Source organism: Parahaliea maris (genome assembly GCF_008064665.1).
GTDB lineage: Bacteria > Pseudomonadota > Gammaproteobacteria > Pseudomonadales > Halieaceae > Parahaliea > Parahaliea maris.
On sequence record NZ_VRZA01000011.1, the window covers coordinates 48,511 to 66,316 of the forward strand.

The 17,806-nt window shown below is 64.7% G+C and carries 17 protein-coding genes; 5 read left to right on the top strand and 12 right to left on the bottom strand.

Going from position 1 to position 17,806, the window contains the following annotated elements; genetic code table 11:
• The first annotated feature begins 246 nt into the window (after positions 1–246).
• Entirely contained in the window at positions 247–1,371 is a 1,125-nt protein-coding gene (locus tag FV139_RS20170) for a nitronate monooxygenase (protein ID WP_148070300.1), read from the top strand.
• Here FV139_RS20170 and FV139_RS20175 read toward each other — a convergent pair.
• The 7 genes from FV139_RS20175 to FV139_RS20205 form a co-directional block, all read right to left on the bottom strand.
• Positions 1,368–2,906, bottom strand: coding sequence for a cryptochrome/photolyase family protein (locus tag FV139_RS20175; RefSeq protein WP_148070301.1), 1,539 nt, complete (start codon positions 2,904–2,906; stop codon positions 1,368–1,370). The genes FV139_RS20170 and FV139_RS20175 overlap by 4 nt on opposite strands.
• A 46-nt stretch (positions 2,907–2,952) precedes the next feature.
• A complete protein-coding gene (locus FV139_RS20180; RefSeq protein ID WP_148070302.1) occupies positions 2,953–4,395 on the bottom strand; it encodes an aldehyde dehydrogenase family protein in 1,443 nt (480 codons plus the stop codon).
• A 204-nt stretch (positions 4,396–4,599) separates the two neighbouring features.
• On the bottom strand, positions 4,600–5,508 hold the full coding sequence (locus FV139_RS20185) for a dienelactone hydrolase family protein (RefSeq protein ID WP_148070303.1): 909 nt from the start codon (positions 5,506–5,508) through the stop codon (positions 4,600–4,602).
• Positions 5,509–5,566: 58 nt separating this feature from the next.
• On the bottom strand, positions 5,567–6,364 hold the full coding sequence (locus FV139_RS20190) for a ParA family protein (RefSeq protein ID WP_148070304.1): 798 nt from the start codon (positions 6,362–6,364) through the stop codon (positions 5,567–5,569).
• Between the two features lie 113 nt (positions 6,365–6,477).
• On the bottom strand, positions 6,478–7,638 hold the full coding sequence (locus FV139_RS20195) for an iron-containing alcohol dehydrogenase (RefSeq protein WP_148070305.1): 1,161 nt from the start codon (positions 7,636–7,638) through the stop codon (positions 6,478–6,480).
• Positions 7,639–7,653: 15 nt separating this feature from the next.
• Positions 7,654–8,289: an FKBP-type peptidyl-prolyl cis-trans isomerase gene (locus FV139_RS20200; RefSeq protein ID WP_148070306.1), complete on the bottom strand. Its 636-nt coding sequence runs from the start codon at positions 8,287–8,289 to the stop codon at positions 7,654–7,656.
• A gap of 182 nt (positions 8,290–8,471) precedes the next feature.
• Positions 8,472–9,047 (bottom strand): NUDIX hydrolase, encoded by a 576-nt coding sequence (locus FV139_RS20205; protein ID WP_328592298.1) that lies wholly within the window; start codon positions 9,045–9,047, stop codon positions 8,472–8,474.
• A gap of 119 nt (positions 9,048–9,166) precedes the next feature.
• On the opposite strand from FV139_RS20205, the gene FV139_RS20210 reads away from it, so the two are divergent.
• Positions 9,167–10,453 (top strand): CinA family nicotinamide mononucleotide deamidase-related protein, encoded by a 1,287-nt coding sequence (locus tag FV139_RS20210; RefSeq protein WP_148070307.1) that lies wholly within the window; start codon positions 9,167–9,169, stop codon positions 10,451–10,453.
• A gap of 18 nt (positions 10,454–10,471) precedes the next feature.
• Here FV139_RS20210 and FV139_RS20215 read toward each other — a convergent pair whose 3' ends face one another.
• Together FV139_RS20215 and pdxH are read right to left on the bottom strand one after the other, a co-directional pair.
• Positions 10,472–10,942 carry a lipocalin-like domain-containing protein gene (locus FV139_RS20215; RefSeq protein ID WP_148070308.1) on the bottom strand — a complete coding sequence of 157 codons (471 nt, stop codon included), beginning with the start codon at positions 10,940–10,942 and terminating at the stop codon, positions 10,472–10,474.
• A 19-nt stretch (positions 10,943–10,961) separates the two neighbouring features.
• Positions 10,962–11,600, bottom strand: a complete 639-nt coding sequence (gene pdxH, locus FV139_RS20220) for a pyridoxamine 5'-phosphate oxidase (protein WP_148070309.1) — start codon at positions 11,598–11,600, stop codon at positions 10,962–10,964.
• Positions 11,601–11,647: 47 nt separating this feature from the next.
• Here pdxH and FV139_RS20225 point away from each other — a divergent pair, with 47 nt between their 5' ends.
• Positions 11,648–12,283 (top strand): GNAT family N-acetyltransferase, encoded by a 636-nt coding sequence (locus FV139_RS20225; protein ID WP_148070310.1) that lies wholly within the window; start codon positions 11,648–11,650, stop codon positions 12,281–12,283.
• A 23-nt stretch (positions 12,284–12,306) separates the two neighbouring features.
• Here the strand turns inward: FV139_RS20225 and FV139_RS20230 are convergent, their stop codons facing one another.
• A complete protein-coding gene (locus FV139_RS20230) occupies positions 12,307–12,858 on the bottom strand; it encodes a DUF4136 domain-containing protein (protein WP_148070311.1) in 552 nt (183 codons plus the stop codon).
• Positions 12,859–13,203, bottom strand: coding sequence for a hypothetical protein (locus FV139_RS20235; RefSeq protein WP_148070312.1), 345 nt, complete (start codon positions 13,201–13,203; stop codon positions 12,859–12,861). It abuts the gene before it with no gap.
• 90 nt (positions 13,204–13,293) lie between these two features.
• Here FV139_RS20235 and ggt point away from each other — a divergent pair, with 90 nt between their 5' ends.
• Entirely contained in the window at positions 13,294–15,042 is a 1,749-nt protein-coding gene (gene ggt, locus FV139_RS20240; protein WP_235898743.1) for a gamma-glutamyltransferase, read from the top strand.
• A gap of 452 nt (positions 15,043–15,494) precedes the next feature.
• Here the strand turns inward: ggt and FV139_RS20245 are convergent, their stop codons facing one another.
• Positions 15,495–16,304 carry a thioesterase family protein gene (locus tag FV139_RS20245; RefSeq protein WP_235898744.1) on the bottom strand — a complete coding sequence of 270 codons (810 nt, stop codon included), beginning with the start codon at positions 16,302–16,304 and terminating at the stop codon, positions 15,495–15,497.
• A 95-nt stretch (positions 16,305–16,399) separates the two neighbouring features.
• On the opposite strand from FV139_RS20245, the gene FV139_RS20250 reads away from it, so the two are divergent.
• Positions 16,400–17,797 carry an energy transducer TonB gene (locus FV139_RS20250; RefSeq protein WP_148070314.1) on the top strand — a complete coding sequence of 466 codons (1,398 nt, stop codon included), beginning with the start codon at positions 16,400–16,402 and terminating at the stop codon, positions 17,795–17,797.
• Positions 17,798–17,806: the final 9 nt, after the last annotated feature.

Below are 17,806 nucleotides of genomic sequence, written 5' to 3' on the forward strand. Positions count from 1 at the left end.
TGTTCAGGGACGAAACTTTAATGAATCAAAACCCTGTCGACAAATAACGATCCTTTATATGCATATACCTGGCCAGAGAACTGCCAGTGCGCCGCCACGCGCTGGGCGCCTGACGATTCACGCACCGGGATGGGCGAAGCCGGGCCTGACCCAAAGCGCCAGTTTCTCTGGCACTTAAACATCATTGCCGACGTGGCACCGAGCACCAATACTGGACCCAATAAGAACAGGTCCAGGAGCCCGATGATGGCTAATCAACTGTGCGACAAACTCGGCATCGAATACCCGATTTTTGCCTTTACCCACTGCCGCGACGTGGTGGTCGCGGTGAGCAAGGCCGGCGGCATCGGTGTGCTGGGCGCTGTCGGTTTTTCCCCGGAGCAGCTGAAGGAGGAACTGGACTGGATCGACGAGCACATTGGCGACAGGCCCTACGGGGTCGACATCGTCATCCCCCAGAAATACGAGGGCATGGGGGACATGAGTGCCGAAGCACTGGAAAAGAAACTGTGGGAGATCGTGCCCCAGGAGCACATCGATTTCGCCCAGAAGCTGCTCGCCGACCACGGCGTGCCCGAGTGGCCCGACGGCAGTACCAGCATGGGCCTGATGGGCTGGACCGAGGCGACCGCCACCCCCCTGCTGGAAGAAGCCCTGACCCGCCCCAAGTGCAAACTGATTGCCAACGCTTTGGGCACGCCCCCGGCGGACAAAATCAGGCAGGTACAGGATTCCGGCCGCCTCATCGGGGCCCTCTGTGGCAAGGTCAAACAGGCCGTGGCCCACAAGGAGGCCGGGCTGGACTTCGTGGTGGCCCAGGGTGGTGAGGGCGGCGGCCATACCGGCGACGTGGGCTCGGTGGTGCTGTGGCCCCAGATTGTCGATGCGATAGGCGACCTGCCCATGCTGGCCGCCGGCGGTATCGGCAACGGCCGGCAGATTGCCGCCGCCCTGGCCATGGGGGCCGCCGGTGTCTGGACCGGCTCCCTGTGGCTGACCGTGGAAGAGGCCCACACCCAGCCGGCCCAGAAGCAGTCCCTGCTGGATGCCACCAGCGAGGACACCGTGCGCTCCCGCTCCTGGACCGGCAAGTCCTGCCGCATGTTGAAAAACGACTGGACCGAGGCCTGGGCCCGGGACGACACTCCCGATCCGCTGGGCATGCCCCTGCAGGGTCTGGTCACCTCGGACGGCATCCGCCGCACGGCCGTCTACGCCGACAAGGGCGAATGCCAGAAAGTGGCCTTCAACCCCTGCGGCCAGGTGATCGGCCAGATCAACCAGGTTGAATCCTGTCGCCAGGTCATGCAGCGCCTGCTGGAAGAGTACGTGGACGCGGTGGAGAAAGCCGGCAGCATGTTACCGGGCTAGCTGCCCTCCCCCACCAGCGTCGCCAGTACCCGCTCACCCCAGCCGAGGATCGCGTCCTGCTCCGAGGCTTTGCGCTTGCGCCAGTTGGCCAACACCAGCGCCATGCGCGGGTTGTTTTCGAAGGTCTGCTGGTGGCGGTGAATAAAACGCCAGTACAGGGCATTGTAGGGACAGGCGCCCTCTCCAGTCATTTGCGCAGGGTTGTAGCGGCATTGCGCGCAGTGATTGCCCTGGCGCTGGATATACTTGCCGCTGGCGGCGTAGGGCTTGCTCGCCATCAGGCCGCCATCGGCGTGCAACGCCATCCCCAGGGTATTGGGTAGTTCCACCCACTCGAAGGCGTCGACATAGTCCGCCAGGTACCAGTCACACACGGCCGCGATGTCCAGGCCCGCCAGCAGGGCGAAATTGCCAATCACCATCAGGCGCTGGATGTGGTGGGCATAGCCCAGGTCCAGGGTCTGGCGCAGGGCCTGGGACAGGCAGCGCAGGTCGGTGTCACCATCCCAGAAAAAATCCGGTAACGGGGTGGTAGCCGCGAGAGCATTGCGCCGGCGGTATTCCGGCATGTGCAGCCAGTAGATCCCGCGGACGTATTCGCGCCACCCCAGAACCTGGCGAATAAAGCCCTCAGCGGCGGCGAGACTGCAATGCCCCGAACGCCAGGCCTCCTCGACCCGCTGACACAGGGCCAGCGGCTCCAGCAAGCCGATGTTCAGGTACATGGATACCCGTGCGTGGAACAGCCACACCTCGTTCTCGGCCAGGGCATCCTGAAAACGACCGAACTGCGGCAGGGCGTGCTCACAGAACCAGTCAAATTCAGCCTGCGCCTGGCCGGCGGTCACGCCGTAGCTGAACCGGGAGAGGTCACCGGGGTTGCCGGGGAAGGCTTCGGCCACCAGCTCAAGCACCTCGCGGGTCACGGCATCGTTGCGCAGGGAGCGCCGTGGCGGAATCGCTACCTGGGCGCGCCAGCCCTCGCGATTCTCTTTGTCGTAATTCCAGTGGCCTCCAGCGGGCCCTCCGTCTGGCTCCAGCAGGACGCCGTAGTCGCGCCGCATCTCGCGGTAGAAGTGTTCCATCCGCAGCTGGCGACGGCCACTGGCCCAGCTGCGGAAACGGTCATGGGCGCACAGAAAGCGACTGTCCTCGAGAATATCCACTGGCAGGCCCAGGCGCTCTGGCCAGGAATCCATCAGCCGCCGCAATCGGAACTCACCCGGCTCGCAAACACAGACCCGGGAAAAGGCGTGCGCCTGGCAGGTCTGCACCAGCGCCTCCTCCAGCGAGGGCAAGCCTTCATCCAGCCGCCGGTAATGCACCCGGTAACCCCCCCGCTCAAGTTCGCTGGCAAAATGCCGCATGGCAGAAAAAATCAGCGCAATCTTGAGGCGGTTGTGGGGTACGTAGCCCGCCTCTTCGTGCACTTCGGCGAGCAATACCTCGTCTTGCCCGGGGGCAGCGCCGATCAGGGCGGGATTGTTGAAACTGAGCTGGTCACCCAGTACGAGAATGAGGCGGCGGTCGGTCATGGCAGGAAATACGCACACGCCGCCCGACTGGACCGCTAACCCGCGGCTAGGGCAGCCCCAGGTTCCGGATCACCAGGTTGCGAATCTCGGTCATGTCTTCCATCGCGAAGATCACCCCCTCACGCCCGAGCCCGGAATCCTTCACCCCGCCATAGGGCATATTGTCAACCCGGTAGGACGGCACGTCGCCGACCACCACGCCCCCAACATCGAGAACGTCCCAGGCCCGCTGTACTTTGTAGAAGTCGCGGGTGAACAGGCCGGCCTGCAGGCCGAACTTGGAGTCGTTCACCTCTTCCAGCGCGGCCTCGAAGTCGGTGAATTGCGACAGGATGGCCAGCGGGCCGAAGGCCTCCTCGGTGTAGGCGTTGCAGCTGCGATCGACACCCTCCAGCAGGGTCGCCTCCAGCATGGCACCCTCGCGTTTGCCGCCGCAGAGCAGGGTCGCTCCGGCAGCCACCGCCTCCTGAATCCAGCCATCCAGCCGGGAAGCCTCACCCTCGGAGATCATCGGACCGATGAAGGTGTCCTCTTCGCGGGGGTCACCGGCCACCAGGGACGCGGTACGCGCTACCAGTTTCGCCTTCACTTCCTCGTAAATGGAGGCGTGAACAATAATCCGCTGGACCCCGATACAGGACTGGCCGGACTGGTAGAAGGCGCCAAAGATAATACGCTCGACGGCGTCATCGATGTCGGTGTCGTGATCCACGACCACCGCGGCGTTGCCCCCCAGTTCCAGTACTACCTTTTTGCGCCCGGAGCGGGCCTTGAGATCCCAGCCCACATCCGGGGAGCCGGTGAACGACAACAGCTTGAGGCGGTCGTCCACGGTGAACAGGTCGGCACCGTCGCGGGAACAGGGCAGGATCGAGAAGGCCCCGCGGGGCAGGTCCGTCTCGGCCAGCACCTCACCCATGATCAAAGCCCCCAACGGCGTACGCGACGCCGGCTTCATCACGAAGGGGCAGCCCACCGCCAGGGCCGGCGCCACCTTGTGGGCCGCCAGGTTCAGGGGGAAATTGAACGGTGAGATAAACGAGCAGGGGCCGATCGGCACCCGCTTCCACATACCGCGATAGCCGCGGGCACGGGGGGAAATATCGAGGGTCTGCAGCTCACCCTTGAGACGGGTGGCCTCCTCCGCGGCGATGCGGAAGGTATCGATCAGCCGCGACACCTCACCCCGGGCGTCCTTGATGGGTTTGCCCGCCTCGATGCAGAGGGCAATAGCCAGTTCCTCCGCCCGCTCACGAAACCGGCTGACACAGTGGTTCAACACATCCTGTCGCTCATAGGCCGCCATGCGCGCCATGGGTTCCGCAGCCTCCACCGCCGCGGCGATACCGCTGTCGATAGCGGCGGCATCCGCCAGCGCCACGCGCGTCGCCACCTCGCCGGAAAACTTGTCGGTCACGGCCAGGTCGGTGTTGGGCATCTGGGCCTCATTGGCCAGATAGTAGGGGTAGCTTGATTGCAATACGCTCATGGCGAGTTCTCTGCCTCCTCAGCAGGGTGATGACGACAGGGAGCCCCCAGGTGGCGCGCAGTTGCACACAAAGCCGGGAGAACCTCTGACGTACCCACAACGGTCCTTCGAAGTGTAGACCCTCTATGACAGCCTAGACCGTTCTCGGCAGCGCGGCAGATTTTTGTCGGTGACCGCCCCGGCGCGGGCGGGTAAGCGGGGGCTTCACACCAGGTGCTTGTTGAAAAATGCCAGCGTACGCTGCCACGCCAGGTTGGCGTTCTCCTCGTCGTAGCGGCCTGTGGAATCATTGTGGAAGCCGTGATTGGCGCCGGGGTACAGGTGCATGGTGTAGTCCACCCCCGCCGCCTTAAGGTCGGTCTCGTACTCTGGCCAGGTCGCATTGACCCGCTCGTCCAGCTCCGCCAGCTGGATCAGCAGGGGCGCGCTGATGTTGTTGCGGATCGATCTTTCCGCCGGCGTGCCGTAAAAGGGGACCCCGGCGTCCAGCAGGTCGGGCGCCGCGGCGGCCAGCATATTGACCACGTAGCCACCGAAGCAGAATCCCACGGCACCGAGTTTGCCGTTGCTCAGTGCATGGGATTTCAGGAAGGCGGCAGCGGCGATGAAATCCTGCTCCAGTTTCGCCCGGTCCATCGAGCGCTGCAGGGCCCGGCCGTCATCATCGTTGCCCGGGTAACCACCGAGGGGATAGAGGCCGTCCGGCGCAAAGGCGACAAAACCGGCCTTGGCCAGGCGCCGGGCAACGTCCTTCACATAGGGGTTCAGGCCGCGGTTTTCATGCACGACCAGCACCGCGGGTGCGCGCTCGCCCATGGCGGTGGGCACCACAAGGTAGCCCCGGCCCTCGCCATGCCCCCCGGAAGAGGGAAACACGGCGTAGGAGGCTTTGATGTCCGGATCATTGAAGGACACCTGCTCGGCAGCCGCGTAATTGGGCGTGAGAGCCGGCAGGAGCATGCCCATGGTCAGGGAAGCGGTGGCCAGGGAAGACAGGCGGGCCAGAAACGTCCGCCGATCGATCAGGCCGTGGGCGTATTCGTCATACCAGTCGAAGGCCTCCTGGGGAATGGGAGGATGCTGCGTCGTGACCCCGGAATCCGAATTCGCCATCGTGACCTCGTAACAGGGAAGTGTATCGACAGTGGTGCCCGCCCTACTGGCGGCCCGCTCAGGCCGCCTTGGACAGGGCGCTTTCCAGCTCCTCGTGCAGGGCCAGGTACTGCTGGGTCAGCTTGTGGCTGGGCGCCAGGTCCACCAGCGGGCGGTGCTCGCGATGGGATTCGCGCATTTTCACCGAGCTGTTGAGGTAGGTATCCAGCACCGGGTAGCCCTCCTCTTCCAGTTCGGCCACCAGTTCGCCCGGCAAACGCGCCTGGCTGTTGAACTGGTTGATCACGATACCCTCAACCTCCAGTTCCGGGTTGTGGTCCTCCTGCAGCTCGGCGATGTTTTCCATCAGGGCGTACAGGCTCTGGCGGGCAAAGCTGTCGCAGTCGAAGGGCACCAGCACGGAATCCGCGGCAATCAGTGCGGACTTGGAGTAAAAGTTGAAGTTGGGCGGGGTATCGATGTAGATGCGGTCGTACTCCTCGTCGAGCTTGTCGAGGGCGTCGCGCAATTTGTAGATCTTGTAGCGGGACTCCAGCTCCTTCTCCATCTGGGTGAGGACCGGGCTGGAGGGCATCAGGTAGAGGTTGTCCCAGGGGGTTTCCCAAACGAAAGAGTCCGGGTTGTTGCGCATCTTGCGCGGCCCCACGGTCTGCTTGAACAGGCCGGCCACACCCTGGGCCTCGGCGGGAAAGGCCTCGGCGTCGATTTCACCCACCAGGTAGTGGGTGGTATTGCCCTGGACATCCAGGTCCAGCACCAGGGTGCGCAGGCCGTGACGGGCGGAGATAGCGGCGAGGTTACAGGTGATGCTGGTCTTGCCAACACCGCCTTTCTGGTTGAATACAACACGTCTCATGGGCACAGATAACCACGTTAATTCACAAGGGGAGAAGAGCTTTGAGTGTAATCAAAGCCGTGTGGCAATGTAAGCGCCACAAGGCCATGAGGCCCCAAAAGGGGGCCTTCGATTCAGGCAGCCCAGACCTTCTCGTACAGGGCGACGATGTCTTCCGCCCCGGGCTGGCGCGGGTTATTGGCCGGGGAGCCCGAGGCCAGAGCCTGCTCCGCCATCAGCGGCAGCAGGGACTGCCAGCGCCCGGCATCGATGCCCCAGGCCGCCGGTCCGGGCACCTCCAGGTCGGCGTTCAGCTGGCGCAGGCCGGTAATCAGTTTCTCCAGGGCCAGCTCATCGCTGTCCCCCGCCGCCGCCATATCCATCACCCGGGCGCAATGGGCGTAGCGCGCCGGCGCACCGGACACGGACCAGGCCGTCACTTCCGGCAATAACATGGCATTGGACAGGCCGTGGGGCACGTGGAAGTGGGCGCCCACGGGGCGGCTCATGCCGTGAATCAGGGTCACCGAGGCATTGGCAAAGGCCATCCCGCCCTGGGTGGCCGCCAGCATCATGGCTTCCCGGGCGGCCCGGTTGTCGGGCTCGTCGCAGGCAGTGCGGATGGTGCGGGCGATGGTCGCCATGGCGGATAGCGCCACCCCGTCGGTGAAGGGATTGGCCTTGCGGCTGACGTAAGCCTCCAGAGCGTGGCACAGGCTGTCCAGGCCGGTATCCGCTGTCAGGCGCCGGGGCATGGACAGGGTCAGCTCGAAGTCCACCAGCGCCGCCTCGGGCACCATGCCCAGCCCCATGCAGAGCATTTTTTCCTCGGTATCGGTGTCGGTAATCACCGCCGCCCGGGTGACCTCGGAGCCAGTACCCGCGGTGGTGGGTATGGCAATCATGGGCACCGCGCTGTGTACCGCCGCCGGCACCTTGTAGTCCCGCATCTGGCCGCCGTGCCGGGCCAGCACAGCCACGGCCTTGGCGGTGTCCAGGGAGCTGCCCCCGCCCAGGGCCACCAGGCAGTCGTAATCCCCGGCCTGCCATTCAGCCAGGGCCGCCGCGACACTGTCGGTGGTCGGGTCGGGGACGCACTCGCCGAACAGCCCCCAGGGTATGCCCGCCGCTGCCAGCGGCGACGTCATGCGCTCGGCAAACCCCTGCTGCACCATGAAGGGGTCGGTGATCAGCAGCGGGCGGGCGTAGCCGAGTTCACCCAGCACCGCCACCAGCTCGGAGCTGGCGCCGGCGCCAATGCGCAGGATGCGCGGCAGTGTGATGCTGGCAGACATAAGGAACCTCCCGACTCAATCCTTCACCGCGATCAGGTGCACTTCAAACACCAGCGCAGTATTGGGCGGAATGGTACCGCCAGCGCCCTGTTCACCATAGGCCAGTTCCGGCGGGCAGGCGATGCGCCACTTGTCCCCCACCGACATCAACTGCAGGGCTTCCGTCCAGCCGGAAATCACCTGGTTGACACCGAATTCGGCGGGTTCACCGCGGTCCACCGAGCTGTCGAATACCGTGCCATCGACGAAGGTGCCGTGGTAATGCACGGTGACCTGGTCTGTGGGCCCCGGTGAGGTACCGCCGCGCCCAGCCTCGAGGACTTCGTACTGCAGCCCGCTGGCGGTGGTGGATACTTCCTCACGCGCCGCATTGGCGTCCAGGAACTGCCGGGCGAGCTCGCTGCGTTTTTCCGCCAGCGCCGCGGCGGCGGCCTGCTGCTTGTCCTGGATAGCCTGGTAACTGAGGTTGAGTTCGGCGTCCGAGAGCAGGGCCTGCTGCTCATTGAACCAGTGTTGCATGCCCGCCATGACCGCGGCCAGGTCCAGGCCCTCGAACTGGTTGCGGCGCAGCTGGTCGCCAAACTGGAGACCGAAGCCGTAGCTGACTTTCTGTTCGTCGGTGGCCAATTCCACCTCGGGTTGTAATGCCATGAAATTTATCCGCTATGCTGGGTGGGTGGATTGCGTGACGTGCCGAGAGCCGGCACCTTACCACATTTGCCGCACATCACGAGGGCCGGGAGCCCACCCCGGAGGAGGTCGCCCACTTGCTCGAGCATGGCGGGTTCCAGGGTCTGGAATCGGGGTCGGGATTGGAGCGAGTGGCTCGGGAGTCAGCGCGTCGCAACCGGCCTGAGGGTATAGCTGGCGCCGGTCATCTCGGCGTGCCAGACCTCAAAGGTATCGGTTTCCAGATCCCGGTATGCCTGTTCGATGGCATCGTTTACCTCGGGATAGGCCACCTGGTCCCAGGGGCATTCCTCCCGCGAAAAGAAGCCGCAGTCGAGGGATTCGGCCCCGGCGAGGCTGAAATCGGTGTCCACCGTGGCCCGAAAACCCACATAGATCTGGTTGATGAAGGTCAGGGTGCCGGTCATGTACAACTGCAGGTTGTCCGGCGCCAGCACCACCCCGGTTTCTTCGCGTAGCTCCCGGGCCGCTCCCTCCGCCAGCCCCTCGCCGCCTTCGAGGTAGCCGCCCGGTATGGCCCACAAGCCTGCCTTGGGTGGCAGCGCCCGGCGAATCCATAGCAGGCGCGGGCCGCTGGCCACGAAGCAGGTCACTACAATCATGGGGGACTCATAGCGGGGGGCATGGCAGGCCGGGCACCAGCCGTGGTTGCGCCGCTGCCCGGCCACCACATGAGGTACCAGCGGGCCACCGCACTCAGGGCAGAATTGCATGCTCATCGACCGCCCTCCCTCGCTCTGGGCCAGTGCCTTGGCGTCAGTGCCGACGTTAGCACTTTGGGCCTCCCGGCGCATTGTGGGATAAGCTGTGCCCACCGATCCACAAGGAAACGACTGCCATGGCAAACCAGACACCGCATGTGCAGCTACTGCTCACCGGCAACGAGATCATGAGCGGCGACACGGTGGACTCCAACTCGGCCCTGATTGCACGGCGATTGGGCGAGCTCGGTGTCCCGGTACTGCGCAAGGTCACGGTGGGTGACGACCGCAACCTGCTGATACGGGAGCTGGCGGCCATGGCAGAAGTCGCGGACCTGGTCATCGTCAACGGTGGACTGGGCCCCACGGTGGACGATCTCACGGCGGAAGTTGTCGCCGCCGTGGCCGGGGTACCGCTGGCGGAGCACCCGGGGGCCATCGCCCACCTTGAAGCCTGGTGCGCCCGCCGCAACCTGCCCCTCAATGCCGCCAACCGCAAACAGGCCATGCTGCCCGCGGGCTGTGCCCTGCTGGACAACCCGGTCGGCAGCGCCGTCGGGTTTGACGTCAGTGTGGGCAGCTGCCGGATTCTTTCCACCCCCGGCGTGCCCGGTGAACTGGCGAAGATGCTGGATATCATCGTGGCCGACCTCGGCAGGCGGCTGGAGCGCGCCAGCGAGCACAGTGTACTGCGCCTGCAGACTTTCGGGCTGGGGGAGTCCTCCGCCCAGCAGCTCATCGCCGACGCCTGCCCGGACTGGCCGGCCGAGGTGGAACTGGGCTTCCGCGCCGGCGCGCCACAGATGGAAATCAAGCTCAGCGTCGACAGTGCGGCAGCACTACCGGCCCGCGACCTCTGCCGGGCGCAGCTGGAATCCCTGTTTGGCGATCACATTATCGGTGAAGGCGACACCCAGCTGGCGGAAGCGGTGCTGGACCTGCTGCGGGCCCGGGGCAAGACCCTGACCACCGCCGAATCCTGCACCGGCGGGCTGGTGGCCAGCATGCTCACCCGCATCGCCGGCTCCTCGGACGCCTTTCACGCCGGCTTTGTAACCTATGCCAACGACATCAAGAGCGCGGTGCTGGGAGTGGATGAGCAGACCCTGCAGGAACACGGCGCGGTCAGCGAACCGGTCGTGCGGCAAATGGCGGAGGGGGCGCTGGCGCGCGCCAGTGCCGACTACGTCATCGCCGTGAGCGGTATCGCCGGCCCCACCGGCGGCACCCCGGACAAGCCGGTGGGCACCGTGTGGCTGGCGTGGGGGGAGCGCGACGCCATTGAAACCCTGCAGCTGTGCTGGCCGGTGGAGCGAACCCTGTTCCAGACCATGCTCGCCGCCGCCGGCCTGGACATGATCCGTCGCCGCCTGCTCGGGCTGAACAGCCAGCCCCGTTACTTCGCCCAGCGCCGCGTGGGTTGAGGTGAGGCCGCGGCCAGGCTATTCGCTGTCGATCGGCGGTGTCGCATCACCGGCTTTTGGTACCCGGTGCCACACCAGTGAGTGAAAACGGGTGACTTCCCCCACCTGGTCCTTGCCACTCAGCACCAGGGTCTGGCCGTCGAGTTCGGCGTGGCGCAACTGCTCACTGCCCGGGAAGTTGGGGTTCATGCTCTGGGTCACGTAGTGGATGACATCCCCGTCCTGTACCCGGTAGCGCCCGGCGTAGTGAAAGTAGCTGGCATAGGCCTCGGCCTTGAGGGCGTCGGGCAAGGTGCGGGGACTCTGCCCCGCCGGCAGCAGCGCGCGCTCCGGCAGGCACACCGAGGCACTCATCCAGCCGTCGTCGGTATACAGCAGCAGGCCCTGGGGATCCTCACCAAAGGGCATGCTCATCTCGTCGCGATCGGAATAACCGATGGTCCAGGATTCCAGTTGCCAGGTGCCGGTCAGGTCACTCGCTTGAATCATGGTGTTCTACCTCCAGGGATCAGGGTTGTAACTGTTCTATCTGCCAGCTGTCATCAGTCTGACGAGTGTAGCGGAAGCGGTCGTGGAGGCGATGGGCACCGCCCTGCCAGAACTCCACCCGCTCGGGTATCACACGGTAGCCACCCCAGAAGTCGGGCATGGGAATCTCCCCGCGGCCGAATTTGTCACGCATCTTCTGCACCTGGGCTTCCAGCAGCGCCCGCTTGGAAACGGGGCGGCTCTGCCGCGATGCCCAGGCTGCCAGCTGGCTCTCCCGCGGCCGGGTAAGGAAGTAGCGGGCGGATTCCGCGGCGCTCATTTTCTCGGCGCGGCCGCCGACAATGACCTGGCGGTCAAGCACGTTCCAGGGGAACAGCAGCGATACGCTGGGGTTGGCACTCATATCCCGCGCCTTGTTGCTGCCGAGATTGGTGTAAAACACGAAACCCGCGGTGGAGACCCCCTTCATCAACACAATGCGTTGCCATGGCAGCCCTCCCTCATCGATGGTGGCCAGCACCATCGCTGTCGGGTCCTCCAGCTCGCTGTCCACGGTCTGTTTCAGCCAGTGTTCGAACTGGCGGATGGGGCAGTCGTCGAGCATGTCGCGAGTGAGGCCGCCGGCCAGGTATTCGCGCCTGAAGTCCTCGTAACCCATTGGGCCTCCTGTTAGGCTTGCGGGGCAGTCATGGTAGGGGCGGCGCAATGGAAGGTAAAGTGGCACATGGCCTGCAGGCCCCGGTCATCGAGTGCGCCTCGCCGGCCCAGTTGGACATCCTCGTCGACACCCTGAGCGATGCCTTTGCACACGACCCCATCCTCAACTGGATCTTCCCCGACAGCAGCCTGTACCCCCACCTGTTCCGGGTCATTCTGACTGGCAGCGCCCTGCCCCGCGGCCTGGTGCAACTGGAACAGGACGGCCGGGGTGCCGCGCTGTGGCTGCCCCCGGATACCCCCTTCGAACTGGCCCCCGGTTTGCCGCTGCTACAGCTGGTATTGCGCAGCCTGTGGCGCATGGGCCCCGGCCCACTGCTGCGCCTGCGCCAGCAGGCCGGCCTGTTCGCCCGCCACAAACCGGCCGCCCCCCACTTTCACCTGCAATTTATCGGCTGCCGCCAGCGCAACCAGGGCCAGGGCGTGGGGGCGGCGCTACTGAAAGCCGGCTTGCAGGCCTGTGACAATCAGGGCATGCCGGCCTATCTGGAGTGTTCCAACGTCCGCAACCTGCCCCTGTATGAACGCCACGGCTTCGAGACACAGGCCGATGGCGTTCTGCCAGGGGGCGGGCCGCAGGTATGGTTCATGTGGCGGGAGGCGCGGGTCGACCACACGCGCTGACAGGTGGCGCCCGGCCCGGGTGTCTAGGGGCCGGGTGGAAAGCTCGCCAGGATCGAACGGGCGGCATCACGGCGCTCTTCATCACTGAGTTGATCGCCCGGGCTCAGGGTCAACCGCGTTTCGAGTTCGGCCCGCCACAGGGAACGCCCATCGCCCCGGTCGAGCACGTCCACCACCAGGGTGCCCGCCTGCCACGCGGGCATGCCGGGTGATCGCGTGGCCGGGCCACAGCGCCAGCAACTGTAAAGCGCCACCTGGTTGTAGGCGGCGTTGGCCTGGGGGTCGCTGCTGGCCAGGTGCCAGCTGAGCACGGCGTCGGCGTTATCGAAGTCTTCCACCACCGTAATCCCCTTCTCGACCACCGCCGCGGCCAGGGCAAGGGTGATGGCCTCGACCCGCTCGGGAGCCAGTCCGGCAGCGTGTGCCTCGGCGGGCGCCCGCAGCGCCAGGCGCCCCAGTTGGCTGAAGTCATAGTCGCCATTGAAATCGGTGCGCGGGACGAAAGACTGTGTCGCACAGGCGGCGACGGCCAATACCGCCACGGTCACTGCAGCGCGCCATCCAATTGCTGTCATTCACTCTTCCTTTGCTGGTGACCCGGCCGGGCCTGAATCCTGGTCGTGATCAGAGGTACTGGGATAAACGGGGGCACGCTGCATCACCGCGGGAATCTGGGGGAAGGGATAGAACTCCCCCCAGTCATCGCCCAAGTCCCGGTCGAGGCCGCGCCCACACACCTGGCGGTAGGCCACATCCATGGCGGCCTGCAGCCGGGCCTCGGCCCCCGGGTCCAGGATCGCCAGCGCTTCCATCAGCCCCTCAGCGCGCAGCCGCTCGCCCGGCGGCACATCCAGGCCGGCCTCCAGCTGCTCGAAGATGCTTTTCCAGCGACGCTCCAGCTCGGTCAGCAGCAATAACATGACAATTCCACGGGCTCCAAAACGCTCGCCAGTATGCGCTGTGGGGCAAAACAGTTAAAGTTCTGGATTGCCATCCATAGGGAGACTGCTGTGACCTCCGCGCTTCGTAAAACGCTATTTGTATTCACCTGCTTTACCCTCCTGCTCCAACCCCTCTCCTACGCACAACAGGCCGCCGACGCCCAGCTGCCGATTATCGACTACCGCAGCCGTTTCCTGCCGACGGTCGCCGAACGCGGCATGGTGGTGGGGCCGGAAACCCTGGCGGCGGAAATCGGCACGCAGATTCTGCAACAGGGCGGCAATGCGGTGGATGCGGCGGTGGCCACCGGCTTTGCCCTTGCAGTCACTTACCCCCGGGCCGGAAACCTGGGTGGCGGCGGCTTCATGCTGATCCACCTGGCCGATGAAGGTCGCGAGACACTCATCGACTACCGCGAAACCGCACCGGCAGCCGCCGGGCGCGACCTGTACCTGAACGAAGACGGCGAAGTCGACCGGATGCGCATGTACTTCAGCCACCAGTCCGCAGGCGTACCCGGCACGGTGGCAGGACTGCTCTACGCGCTGGAGAAATACGGCACCATGAGCCGCGAGGCGGTGTTGGCACCGGCCATTACGCTGGCAGAGAAAGGCCAGAAAGTCTCCTTCGCCCTCAACTTCGAAATCGGCTCCCGCGCCGACCGCTTGCGACAAAACCCGGAAGCGCTCCGCCTGTTTTTCCACGAGGACGGCAGCAGCTATGCCATTGGCGAAACCTGGAAGCAGCCCGATCTCGCCTGGACCCTGAAACAGATCGCGGCCCGTGGCAACGAAGGCTTCTACCAGGGCGAGGTAGCCGAACGCATCGTCGCCGAAATGGAACGCGGCGACGGCCTTATCAGCCTGCAGGACCTGGCCGGCTACCGCGCCGTGGAACGCGAGCCGGTACGCGGCACCTTCCACGAGTTCGAGGTGGTCTCCACTCCGCCACCCTCCTCCGGCGGTATCCATATCATCCAGATGCTTAACATTCTGGAGGGACTGCCGCTGGCCGAGGCAGGCCACAACAGCGCCGCTTACCTGCACTACCTGGCGGAGAGCATGAAGCGGGCCTACGCCGACCGCAGCCAGTACCTCGGCGACACCGATTTTGTCGATGTACCGCTGGCGTTACTCACCAGCAAGGACTACGCCGCCCGCCAGCGCGCGACCATCGACCCGGCGCACGCCACCCCCTCTGCCGAGATACGCCCGGGAGAGAAAATGAAGCCTGAGAGCAAGGACACCACGCACTACTCGATCGCCGATGCCGCCGGCAATGTGGTGAGCAACACCTACACCCTGAATTTCAGCTTCGGCTCGCACATCGCGGTGCCCGGCACCGGCATGCTGCTAAACAACGAGATGGCGGACTTTGCCGCGGCGCCGGGCGTTGCCAATGCCTACGGGCTGGTGGAAGGTGAGTCCAACAAGATCGAGGGCGGCAAGCGCCCCCTGTCATCCATGAGCCCGACCCTGGTGCTGCGGGACGGCAAGCCCTGGCTCGCCACCGGCAGCCCCGGCGGCAGTGTCATCATTACCACGGTACTGCAAACGATTCTCAATGCGATGGTGTTCGACATGAATATCGCCGCAGCAGCGGCCGGCGCCAGAGTGCACCACCAGTGGCTGCCGGATACTTTGCGGGTGGAACAGGGGATAAGCCCGGACACTATCCGATTGCTGGAAGGCATGGGGCACCAGGTGGAAATCGGTGACCGGACGCTGGGGCGAACCCAGTCCATTCTGCTGCAGAATGGGTACCTGTACGGTGCCACTGATACGCGGCGGCCGGGGGGGCATGTGGCGGGGTATTAAACTCCGGTCGTACGCTAAAAATTCTCGCAGATCGAAAGGAGTCTGGAGCGACAGGTGCTCTGAACCCGCGCGCACGGAGCCCGGGGCCCTTCCGGGACACGCCGTGAACCCGTCCATGGGGGCTCCTCAGCGGCCATCCGGGCCGCTGAAGGTCCCGGAAGGGCCCCGCGCACCGCACACGCTCCCTCAGCAGTAGTTCCCGTCCCACCACTACGCATCCTGCTTCATCAAATTCCGCTCTAAACCAGGGAGTGAGCTGGGGGTGTACCTCTCCGGACCTTCTGCGGCCATGGATGGTCTGGGCCGCATCCGGACTGAGGAGCGAGACATGGATGTCATGCTTTATAGCGTGTCCGGAGAGGTACACCCCCAGATCGCGACCGGCCTACGAAGTCCACCAGGTCAAAAGCGCATTCTGGAATTCTGTTGAATCGCTGCACCCAAGTATCAGGCTACTTCGGCAGCCGCACCTTCGCCGTCTGCCGCGACAGGGCTACCAGCGTACCCTCGCTGTCCCAGTATTCACCGTCTTCCTCCACCACGCCGTCGGTGAGAAAACGCGAACTGAGCCTGGCCATCAACGGCCCCGGCGCCGGGTGCGCACGGACCTGTACCGTCAGTTCTACCGTGGGCACCCAGCCCACCAGTCCGACCAGGTCGAAGGCCGGTGGAGGGAAGGCGTCGGCGAACATCAGGAGGCTGATCGGGTCGGGGTCGACACCGTCGATATGGGCGAGCCAGCCGCCAAATACACCGCCACCGCTGGGCTCCCGTGTCACGTAGAGCTCGCCTCCCTCCACCAGACGCAGATCCACCCGCTGGCGGAACTCCAGTTTGGGCCCGCCAATCGAGCTGCAATCCTCAAAGGGCGGGTAGGCCGGCGGTGGGGTTTCATTCCAGTTGGGGCCATCCAGGCGCTCCAGGGCCGTGTAGGCGGCGGTAACCACCACCTTCAACTGGCCTTCCTGGTAGAGACGGGCGCTGGCGTGGCTGGTGTTGCCGCCCTTGCGCAACACTTCCACTTCGCAATCGACGGGCCCAAGAACGGTGGGCGCGAGGTAGAACGCGTTGACCGCCAGGGGGTCCTTGTGGGGCAGGGCCTGGGACAGGGCCTGTCCTGCCAGCGCCAGCACATAGCCGCCGTTGGGGACCGCGCCAATCCGCCAACCCTCCTGGATTTCGCCGCGCCAGAGGTTCTCTCCCACCGGCGCCATCGCGGTTTCACGTTCGAAGTAGCCCACCTGCCCTGCCCCAATTGCCAAAAAAGCCAATCAGTCTAGCAGGAGAGGTACTGTTTTTGTGTACGTCTCGATACAGTGTATATACTGGTATACAGGCCCGACGATGGATACGTGCCGTGGATAATACGCTGCTCTCCCCACCCGGCGCTGCCGGAGGGTATTCGCGCCGCCTGCTCCTGGCAGCATGGCTGGCTTTTACCTGTAGCTGGACGGACGCTATTTACGCGTCGGACTCACCGCCAGAGTCCCCACCCGACGACCTCGCTGAAGCGGCTCCCGAAGTCGCCTCCGATGCGGATCCCAACTCGCCCGCCGGCGCAGATGCCGGGGTCGCACCACCCCCTGCGGTGGCGACCGTACCCAATGCCCCCATCAGTTCGCTGGAAGAGCTGACCCGCGAGCAGGACAGGCTCGACATCCAGTCCTACCGTAACGTCATCGCCGACATCGAACACAGCGAAGGCGCCTACAGTTCCAATGTGTCAGAACACCTGCTCAGCCTGGGCAGTGCACTGCAGCAAGCCGGTCGCCACGCGGAGGCCATCGACGTGTTCAAGCGCGGCGTTCACCTGTCGCGCATCAACGACGGTCTCTATGGCGCAGAGCAGATCCCCCTGCTGCAGTCGGAGATTCGCAGCCACCTGGCCCTGGGCGAGTTCGCCGCAGCCGACGAGCGCCAGGTCTACCTCTACCGTGTGCAATTGCGCAGTTTGTCGAGCGGGCCGAGACGGGCCAACGCCCTGATGCAGCAGGCCAGCTGGCAGCAACAGGCCTACGAGCTACGCCTTGGCGAACACGGCTTCAACCGCCTGATGAACATGTGGGACCTGTATCGCCTGGCCCTCAACGACATCATCAAGCTCGAAGGCGACACCTCGCCCTCCCTGCTGTCCCCGCTGTACGGCATGTTGCGCTCCCAGTACCTGATCTCCGATTACCAGAGTGAGAGCAACTCCGGCTTCGGCTCCGAGTACGATTTTGCCGAGCGCCAGGGCCAGAGCCGGTTCAATGCCTACCGGGCCCAGAGCTACAAGAAAGGGCTGTCCGTCATTCGCGCCATACAGGACATCGAAATCCAGAACGAGCCCGACAACCACGTCGCGGCCGCCAACAGCTATCTGCGCCTGGGCGACTGGATGATGTGGCATGGCGAGGACGACGAGGCCATGGAAAACTATCAGCTCGCATTGACGGAACTTGCGGCCAGCAATGATGCCCAAGTACTCGAACACCAGATATTCGGTGCGCCCGTGGCCCTGCCCGCCCTGGAAGGTGTGGAGAGTCTGCCGCCCACCGTGCCGCAGGACCAGGGCAACGCTCTGCTTGAGTTCACCGTGACTGCCAGCGGTCGCCTGGTAGACCTCGACCGGCTCGATGACTTTGAGGAGAACGAGGCCAAGGTGAACCGACTCATGCGTCGCCTGCGTAAGACCCAGTTCCGGCCGCGCTTTGAGGAGGGCAAACCGGTGGATACGGAAAAAGTTGTGTGGGCCTATGACAGCAACAACTGGTAAGACCATTGG